This is a genomic window from Frankia sp. R82 (assembly GCF_023716925.1).
Taxonomy (GTDB): Bacteria; Actinomycetota; Actinomycetes; order Frankiales; family Frankiaceae; genus Frankia.
In genome coordinates this window covers 1-7,943 of record NZ_JAMQQG010000228.1, presented here as the reverse complement: position 1 = coordinate 7,943, position 7,943 = coordinate 1, and the positions used below count along the sequence as shown (strand labels likewise).

9 protein-coding genes are annotated in these 7,943 nt (G+C 73.2%); 4 read left to right on the top strand and 5 right to left on the bottom strand.

Annotated features, from left to right (window positions below; translation table 11 throughout):
• Positions 1-731, bottom strand: a 731-nt coding sequence (locus ND747_RS18985; RefSeq protein ID WP_251735079.1) for a TetR/AcrR family transcriptional regulator, incomplete at its 3' end; no start/stop codon positions are given.
• Between the two features lie 274 nt (positions 732-1,005).
• On the opposite strand from ND747_RS18985, the gene panB reads away from it, so the two are divergent.
• A complete protein-coding gene (gene panB, locus ND747_RS18980; RefSeq protein ID WP_251735077.1) occupies positions 1,006-1,845 on the top strand; it encodes a 3-methyl-2-oxobutanoate hydroxymethyltransferase in 840 nt (279 codons plus the stop codon).
• Between the two features lie 72 nt (positions 1,846-1,917).
• Here panB and ND747_RS18975 read toward each other — a convergent pair whose 3' ends face one another.
• Together ND747_RS18975 and npdG are read right to left on the bottom strand one after the other, a co-directional pair.
• Positions 1,918-2,691, bottom strand: coding sequence for a helical backbone metal receptor (locus ND747_RS18975; RefSeq protein ID WP_251735076.1), 774 nt, complete (start codon positions 2,689-2,691; stop codon positions 1,918-1,920).
• Between the two features lie 49 nt (positions 2,692-2,740).
• Complete coding sequence (gene npdG / locus ND747_RS18970) at positions 2,741-3,424, bottom strand: NADPH-dependent F420 reductase (RefSeq protein ID WP_251735074.1); 684 nt, start codon at positions 3,422-3,424, stop codon at positions 2,741-2,743.
• A gap of 452 nt (positions 3,425-3,876) precedes the next feature.
• Between npdG and ND747_RS18965 the strand changes: the two genes are divergently transcribed.
• Positions 3,877-4,095 (top strand): hypothetical protein, encoded by a 219-nt coding sequence (locus tag ND747_RS18965; RefSeq protein WP_009742848.1) that lies wholly within the window; start codon positions 3,877-3,879, stop codon positions 4,093-4,095.
• 237 nt (positions 4,096-4,332) lie between these two features.
• Here ND747_RS18965 and ND747_RS18960 read toward each other — a convergent pair whose 3' ends face one another.
• Positions 4,333-5,397, bottom strand: a complete 1,065-nt coding sequence (locus tag ND747_RS18960) for a site-specific tyrosine recombinase XerD (protein ID WP_374216270.1) — start codon at positions 5,395-5,397, stop codon at positions 4,333-4,335.
• Positions 5,398-5,634: 237 nt separating this feature from the next.
• Here ND747_RS18960 and ND747_RS18955 point away from each other — a divergent pair, with 237 nt between their 5' ends.
• Positions 5,635-6,243, top strand: coding sequence for a hypothetical protein (locus ND747_RS18955; RefSeq protein ID WP_251735072.1), 609 nt, complete (start codon positions 5,635-5,637; stop codon positions 6,241-6,243).
• Positions 6,244-6,299: 56 nt separating this feature from the next.
• Positions 6,300-7,100: a PKD domain-containing protein gene (locus ND747_RS18950; protein ID WP_374216269.1), complete on the top strand. Its 801-nt coding sequence runs from the start codon at positions 6,300-6,302 to the stop codon at positions 7,098-7,100.
• A gap of 10 nt (positions 7,101-7,110) precedes the next feature.
• On the opposite strand, the gene ND747_RS18945 is transcribed toward ND747_RS18950, so the two are convergent.
• A complete protein-coding gene (locus ND747_RS18945) occupies positions 7,111-7,779 on the bottom strand; it encodes an NUDIX hydrolase (protein ID WP_251735069.1) in 669 nt (222 codons plus the stop codon).
• Positions 7,780-7,943: the final 164 nt, after the last annotated feature.

Here is a 7,943-nt window from a genome sequence, read left to right as displayed (position 1 = left end):
GGCGGGATCGGCGCCGTGGCGGGCGCCGCCGGGCCACTACCCGCATGGGCCGGCGGGCCCGAGCTCGCGGCCGGTGCCGGGGCGCGGATGCCGACCAGGATGACGTCGACGATCCGGCCGATGCGACTGCCGCTGACCTCCCGGTCGCCGCTGAGGTACTGCCGGTAGGACACCGGACCGATCAGCATGTCGACGATGAGATCGACATCGATATCCGCCGCGAGTTCACCCGAGGCGACACCACGGTGCAGTACGTGGGCCGCCCACTGCCGGGACGGCTCCAGCACGCGGTGCGAGTAGGTGGCGAACAGCTCGGGGTGGGCGGAACGCTCCGCGGCGAGCTTGGGCATGATCCGCCCGGCCAGGGAGTGCATGTTGCGCCGGCGTAGGGCGTTGAGCCAGGCGACGAGATCGTCGCGCAGGGAGCCGGTCTCGATCGTGTCGACGTCGTCGTCGGCGGCGAGGGTGTCGAGCGCATCGCCGATCAGGGCGTCCTTCGTCGGCCAGCGCCGGTAGACGGTCGCCTTGCCGACCCCGGCCCCGGCGGCGACGGCCTCCATCGACAGGCCGGTGAACCCGACGGTGGCAAGCTCCTGCAGGGCCGCGGCGATGATCGCCTCGTCGGTCCGGGGATCACGGGGACGCCCGGGCGGTCGCGGGATCCGCACCCCGGAAGGAGCCCGATCCGCCGGCCGACGGGGCTGCGGCGGATGGGCGTCCGATGTCGTCATCGGCCGCGCCTTCCGCTCGCCCCGGCGATCCGGTCGCCGTACCGGTGCGTCCGCATGGATAGGCCACCCGCCACCTGGTCGAGCCGCGCGTTCGGGTCGAGGTTCCGGTCTCATTTCAAGATCAGCATACGTGCCCCGGGCTCCAGACGCATCCGTTTGCCGTGGCAGCGGCGTGGCGGCCCGGATGCGCGCTCGGCATGAGCCCGCGCGCGGTGGCAGCATGGACGACACGCCGGGACGCCCCGTCGCCCGGACGGACGCATCAGGAGCGCTCATGACCTCGTCAGCCACCGGTTCCCACCCGTCTGCCGACCAGCCCCGCACCCGTTTCACGGTGCGTGACGTGGCCGCGGCCAAGGCCCGCGCGGAGAAATGGGCGATGCTCACCGCCTACGACTTCACCACGGCCGGCATCTTCGACGACGCCGAGATCCCCGTGCTGCTGGTCGGCGACTCGGCCGCCAACGTCGTCTACGGCTATGACACCACGATCCCCGTGACGGTCGACGAGCTGATCCCCCTGGTCCGCGCCGTGGTGCGCGGGGCGCCGCACGCACTGGTCGTGGCCGACCTGCCCTTCGGGTCCTATCAGGGCGGGCCGGCGCAGGCACTGGAGACGGCCACCCGGTTCCTCAAGGAGGGCGGCGCGCAGGCGGTGAAGCTGGAGGGCGGCCAGCGGGTCGCCCCGGCGGTTCGGGCGCTGACGGCCGCCGGCATCCCGGTCATCGGGCATCTGGGGCTCACTCCGCAGAGCGTGCACGCGTTCGGGGGCTATCGGGTGCAGGGACGGGACGCGGCCGGCGACGTCCTGGTCGCGGACGCCCTGGCGATCGAGGCGGCCGGCGCGTTCGCCGTCGTCCTGGAGGTGGTGCCCGCGGAACTGGCCGCCCGGGTCACCAAGGAGCTGCGGATCGCCACCGTCGGCATCGGGGCCGGCGCGGACTGCGACGCCCAGGTGCTGGTCTGGCAGGACATGGCCGGCCTCGGTGCCGGGCCCACCCCCCGCTTCGTCAAGCGCTACGCCGACCTGCGCACCGCTCTCGGCACGGCCGCCCGGGCCTATCGCGACGAGGTCCAGGCCGGCAGGTACCCCACCGTCGAGCACAGCTACTGACGTCCCCGCGCCGACCGGCGCCACACAACCGGCACCCGGTGCCCGACACCGGGTACCGCCCGGCCTGCCGGGCTACCCGGCGAGTGCCGCCGCGAGTTCGGTGCGCGCCGCCACCAGGGACGGGCCGTACCAGGTCAGCAGGCGCCCCGAGACGCAGACCGCCGGCGCGGTGAACGCCTCGGGGCCGTCGGCCGGGCTGAACGCGTACGGCTCGTCCGGCAGGACGACCAGGTCGTGCGGTGCGACCGTGGCCGGGTCGAACCGGGGGTAGCGCTGGTCGGCATCAGCCAGCACGTTGTCGACGCCGAGGCGGCGCAGCACGTCCCCGGTGAACGTGTCGCGGCCCACCGCCATCCACGGCCGACGCCAGATCGGCACCAGGGCGCGTCGGCGCGGCCCGGCCGGCGGGGGCGCGGACCAGGCCACCCGGGCCTGGTCCCACCAGGCGGGCCGGTCCAGCCGGCAGGCCAGGCGCAGCATCCGATCGAGGCTGCGCAGTGCGCCGTCGACGGTGGTGGGGGCGGTCACCCACACCGCAACTCCGGCGGCCCGAAGGGCGTCGAGGTCGGGCGCGCGGTTCTCCTCCGCATTGGCCAGCACGACGTCCGGGGCGAGGGCGACGATCGCGTCGACGTCGGGGTTCTTCGTGCCGCGTACCCGGGCGACGGCGAGCCCGGGCGGTTGGCTGCACCAGTCGGTCGCCCCGACGAGCAGACCGGGAGCGCTGTGGGCGACCGACTCGGTGAGGCTCGGCACCAGGGACACCACCCGTGCGACCCGGGCCGGGACCGCCACGGCCAGCCCGAGGTCATCGGCCTCCCGGCGGGTCCATCGCTGCGCCGTCACGACTCGCCCCCGTCCCCGTCCCGCGCCGGTCTGGTCTGACCTGGTTCGGTCAGACGTCGGTGACGCGCAGGCCCGCGTGGGCCTTGTATCGGCGGTTGATCGAGATCAGGTTGGCGGTGAGCGCCTCCACCTGGCCCGCGTTACGCAGCTTGCCGGCGTAGATGCCGCGCATGCCGGGGATGCGCTCGGCCAGCGCGGCGACCACGTCGGTGGCGCCCCGGTCGTCCCCGAGGACGAGGATGTCGGTGTCGATCGACTCGACCGACGCGTCGGCGAGCAGCACCGCGGAGACGTGGTGGAAGGCGGCCACGACCGTGCTGTCGGGCAGGACGGCGGCGGCCTGCTGGGCGGCGCTGCCCTCGGGCACGGCCAGACCGAACGCGCCGCCCTTGTCGAAGCCCAGCGGGTTGACGCAGTCGATGACGATCTTCCCTGCGAGCGGGCCACGCAGCGACTCGAGCGTGTCACGGTGCCCGTCCCAGGGGACGGCGACGATGATGATGTCGGCCCGCTCGGCCACGGTGGCGTTGTCGGCGCCTTCGATGCGCAGCCCCGGCCTGGCCAGCTTGGCCGCTGCCTCCTCGCCACGCTCGGTGGAGCGCGAGCCGATGAGCACCAGGTGCCCGGCCTGGGCGAAGCGCAGCCCAAGGCCACCTCCCTGCGGCCCGGAACCGCCGAGAATGCCGATGGACAGAGCGGGGACGTCCGCAGGGACGTGCTGGGTCGAGGTCACCCTGCCATCCTGCCCGAGTCGTCCATCCGCCGCCCGCTTCGGCGACCGACCGTGAATCCGCAGGCCGGACGGCCCGGACCGGCAGAACCGGACCGTTCACCCTCTGGCGCACCGACTCGTGGCACCCCCACCCGCCGACAGACAGCCGGGGGCAATGAGGGACTATGCATGAACAACGGGACAGCTACGTGTCCGATCACCCCGTGCTCGCCCGCCGGGACCTTCGACCGGGCGGACGGGATCCCATACACGTCGCTACCGGCAGAGGAGCAGCGCGCGTGACTGACAGTTACAGCTCATGGATATCCACCGTCAGCGAGCGAAACGGTACTCATGGCGACACTCCAGGTGTGTCCGGCAACCCCGGGCGTGCGTTGGCCGGGGATGGGCCGTACCGTTCGGTTTCACACGCAACGGGTAGATCTACCGAAACAGGCGAGAGAGGTCGAGCAATGGCGGACGTATCGGTTCGCTTCGCGATGACGAACGACAGCGAAGTGGTACTGAACCTGTCGCTGCCGCAGGCGCTGCGCCTGATGGAGGCGATCGCGCGCAAGGTCGGCGAGACGCTGGCCGAACGCAGCACCCAGGCAGTGGGCGGCGTCGGCGGGGTACCCACCTCGGCGCCCTCGAACGGTATGCCGAGTCTTGGGCCCTACACCCCGTCCTGAGCGATCCCGTCCCGGTCCGCGCACGGGGGACCCTCCTGGTCCCGGCCATACCGCAGTCGGATCACCCCGGGACCACACCGGGCCGCGCCGGGAGCAGACGGCTGCGCCCGCCCGGCTCCGGCTCCGGCTCCGGCTCCGGAGTTCATCGTGGGCGCTCGACACAACCTGGGCACCGCTCGACGCTCAGTACCATCGGGACGCTCAGTACCACGAGGTGCAGCACTACGAGGTAGGCACTCAGGACCGCGAGGTGGGCTCGGTGAGCTCCCTGGCGGGGCGCCCGGTGGCGGTCGGGCGTCCGCTGGCGAGCGCGCGTGGGTGGGACGTGGCATACACCTCGCGCAGCCGGTCCACGGTCACCAGCGTGTAGATCTGGGTTGTGCTCACCGAGGCATGACCGAGCAGCTCCTGCACGACCCGCACGTCCGCGCCCCCGTCAAGCAGGTGGGTGGCGAAGGAGTGGCGCAGTACGTGCGGTGACACGCCGTCCACCCCGGCCACTGCGGCTGCGGTGCGCAGGTGCGTCCAGGCGCTCTGCCGGGACAGCCGATTGCCGTGCCGCGACAGGAAGACCGCCGCCCCGGAACGCGGCCTGGCCAGCTGTGGCCGGCCCGATCTCAGATAGTCCGCCAGCGCCAGCACCGCGCAGCGCCCCAGTGGGACGACCCGGTCCCGGCCGCCCTTGCCGTGCAGGCGGACGGACGCGGTCGCCAGGTCCAGATCGTCGACGTCGAGGCCGACCGCCTCGGAGATGCGCGCACCGGTCCCGTAGAGCAGCTCCAGCAGGGCACTGGCTCGCAGCCGGCGGGCGGCCTCCTGCGCGTCGCCACCGTCACCGGCCGTGCGGATGCCACCAGCCGTAGGAATGTCACCGGCCGCGGGGATGTCGCCCGCGCCGGGGCTGCCGGCGGCGGCGAGCACCGCGCTCACCTGGTCGACGGTGAGCGCCTTCGGCAGGCGCCGCGGCGGCACCGGTGGCCGCACCGGCTTCGAGACGTCCTCGCGCACATCCCCCTCGTCGGCCGCGAAGCGGTGCAGTGACCGCACCGCGACGAGCATCCGCGCCACGGACGCCGCCGCCAGGGGCGGATGCGCCTCGTCCCCGGCCCGCAGCGCGGTCGCGAAGCCGGCAACCTCCGCTTCCCCCACCGCGTCCAACGAGGACAACCCCTGCGCGCTCAGGTGGACGAGATAGCGCCGCAGATCGCGCCGGTAGGCGAGGACCGAGTTACGGGCGAGACCGCGCTCACCTTCGAGGTGGTGGAGATAACGGGCGACCACATCCGCATTGGCCGACGGCACGGGGTCGACGGACGGCACGGTGGGACGGTCCCCGAGGGGTTCGTCGCCGTCGGTCGCCACCATCATCAACCTGATAGTAGGACCTGCCGGCAGTTGTCGGCGGCTGCCGGTCCACATGCCGCGTTTCCACGGCTATTCTGGCGATCTGTGCGGATGGCCACCGGACCATCACGTCGCGCCGCACGGCTGGGGGTCACCATCATCGCTGTCACCATGCCACCCCACGTGTCGCACCCGGTGTCACCATCCTCGCCTGGCCGAGCCCGGGCGCACCTGTGGCGCCGGGCTCTGGCCCTTCTGCTGGGGATGGGTCTTGGGCTGGCCCTGCTGGTCTCCTGTGGTGGTTCCGGGGGGCCCGAGGGTGCCGCGCTACCCGCCCGTTCGGGGGCCGGCGGCCCGGGCGGGGAGTCCACGGCGACCGGCCCCGCTGCCACCCCGACGCCGGATGTCAGCGCCCCTGCCGCCGTCCGCACGGTGGAGACGTACTTTCAGGAGATCAACAACGCCGTCCGGGCCGGGCGCCTCGCGGTAATCACCTCGACGGCGCTGGAGGGCTGCCAGGCCTGCGCCCTCGACGTCGGGGTGTCCCGTTCGCTGGCACAGCGTGGCCTGCACGCCGACAGCCCCGCCTACCAGCCCAGCGACATCACCGCCAGGCCGCAGGCCGGCCTGGCGGCCACCGTCGCCTTCACCCTGCGCACGGCCACCGTCGGCCTGCTCGATGCCGCCGGCCGACACGTCGAGGACGCCGCCGGCGCCCCCACCCGGGCCGCGACCGCACAGCTCGCCCTCACCGCGAACGGCTGGCGGATCCAGACCCTGCGCTACACCACGGCCCCGTCATGAGGCGGGCGGCGTTACTCCTGGCAGTGGCCATGGTGTTGACCTGTGTCGGTAGCGCGGTGACGCCTGGGCGGGCCGCTGCCGCGCCCGGCGACGTGACGGTGCCGTGTGGCGACACGCTGTGGGGCTCCTGCGACACCCGCGCCACCGCGGAGGGCTACCAGTACCGCTACCGCAACGGCATGCTGGAGCGCGTTCCGTCCGGTGACGGCGGCACGGGCCCCGGGCGGCGGGCGGTGAGCTGCGGTCAGAACTGCCCGGACGATCCGGCCGAGGTCTGCCGACTGCTCGAGCTCACCGGTCCGAACGCGGAGATGTCCGCCGCGGAACGCGCCGACTACGACGCCCGGACAGCCGGCTGCGTCAACTACCTCGTTCCGGCCGCGCAGCAGGTCCCGATCGCCGCGGTCCAGGCGGCACTCAACGACTATCTGCGGGAGAAGATCCTGCCGAAGCCGACGATCGTGATCGCTCCGTCCGGGCGCAGCCTGGCGAACCTGGCCACGATTCTCTACACCCCGGTCCCGGCCTCGTACACCTTCAACGTGGACGAGCCGGTCGTTGCCACGATCAGCGCCGTCCCGCACTACCGCTGGGAGTTCGGCGACGGCGAGGTCGGCCCGGACGCGCCGGGGCGCCCGTACGACCCGGCGATTTCCCCCCGCGACCACCCTGACTCGTATGTCAGCCACGACTACGACCGGGCCGGCCAGTACCAGGTGACGCTGACCGTCACCTGGCAGGGCACGTTCACCATCCCCGGCGTCGCGCAGGCGTTCCCGCTCAACGCCGTCGTCCTCGCCGCCGCACAGCCCCTGGTGGTCGACGAGGCCGCCGGCGTCCTCGTCCACAACGACTAGAACGGCGGGGTCAGCCGCTGTGGGCGGGGCGGGCGGGCCAGGGGGTGCCGGCCGGGCGCAGGCCGGTGAAGTCGGCGGACCGGCAGCGGTCGGCCGCCAGCAGGCCGATGACGGCCATCCCGTTGGTGATCTCGCCCCGCTGCACCTGGCGCACGGCCTCGTCGAGGTCGACGCGGGCCACACCCATGTCGACCTCCTCGTGTTCGGGCACGTGTCGCTGGGCCGCCGGGATCTCGTGCAGGCCGCGGGCCAGGAACACCCGGTAGGCCTCGTCGGTCATCCCGGGTGAGGACCAGACGTCGACGAGCAGGTCGTAACGGTCGGCCCACAGACCGGTCTCCTCCGCGAGCTCCCGCGCGGCGGCCAGGCTCGCCGGCTCCCCCGCGACGTCCAGGATGCCGGCGGGCAGTTCCCACAGGGGGCCGCCGACCGGATGCCGGTACTGGTGGACCAGCACGACCCGATGGTCCTCGTCGAGGGCCACGATGCCGACCGCGCCAGGATGCACGATCACATCCCGCTGCGAGACGTCACCGTCCGGCATCCGGACGAGGTCGCGCCGCACGCTGATGATCCGTCCGGTGTAGGCGGTCGAGCTCTCGGTGGTCTCGTAGCGGTGCCCCGTGGCCCCGGAGACCTCAGCGGGGTCGGTGCTCTCGGCGGGCTCGGTGGAGGTCACGGCGCCACCAGGGAGGTGCTGTTGGTGGCGGCCGCGCCGTTGGGCGCCGTGGTGCCGGAACGTCCCGGGCCCGACGAGCCGCGCCGACCCGTCCCCCGCCCGGACCCGGACCCGGACCCGGCTCCCGACGACGCCTGCGCCGCCGACGTCGCAGCGGCCGACCC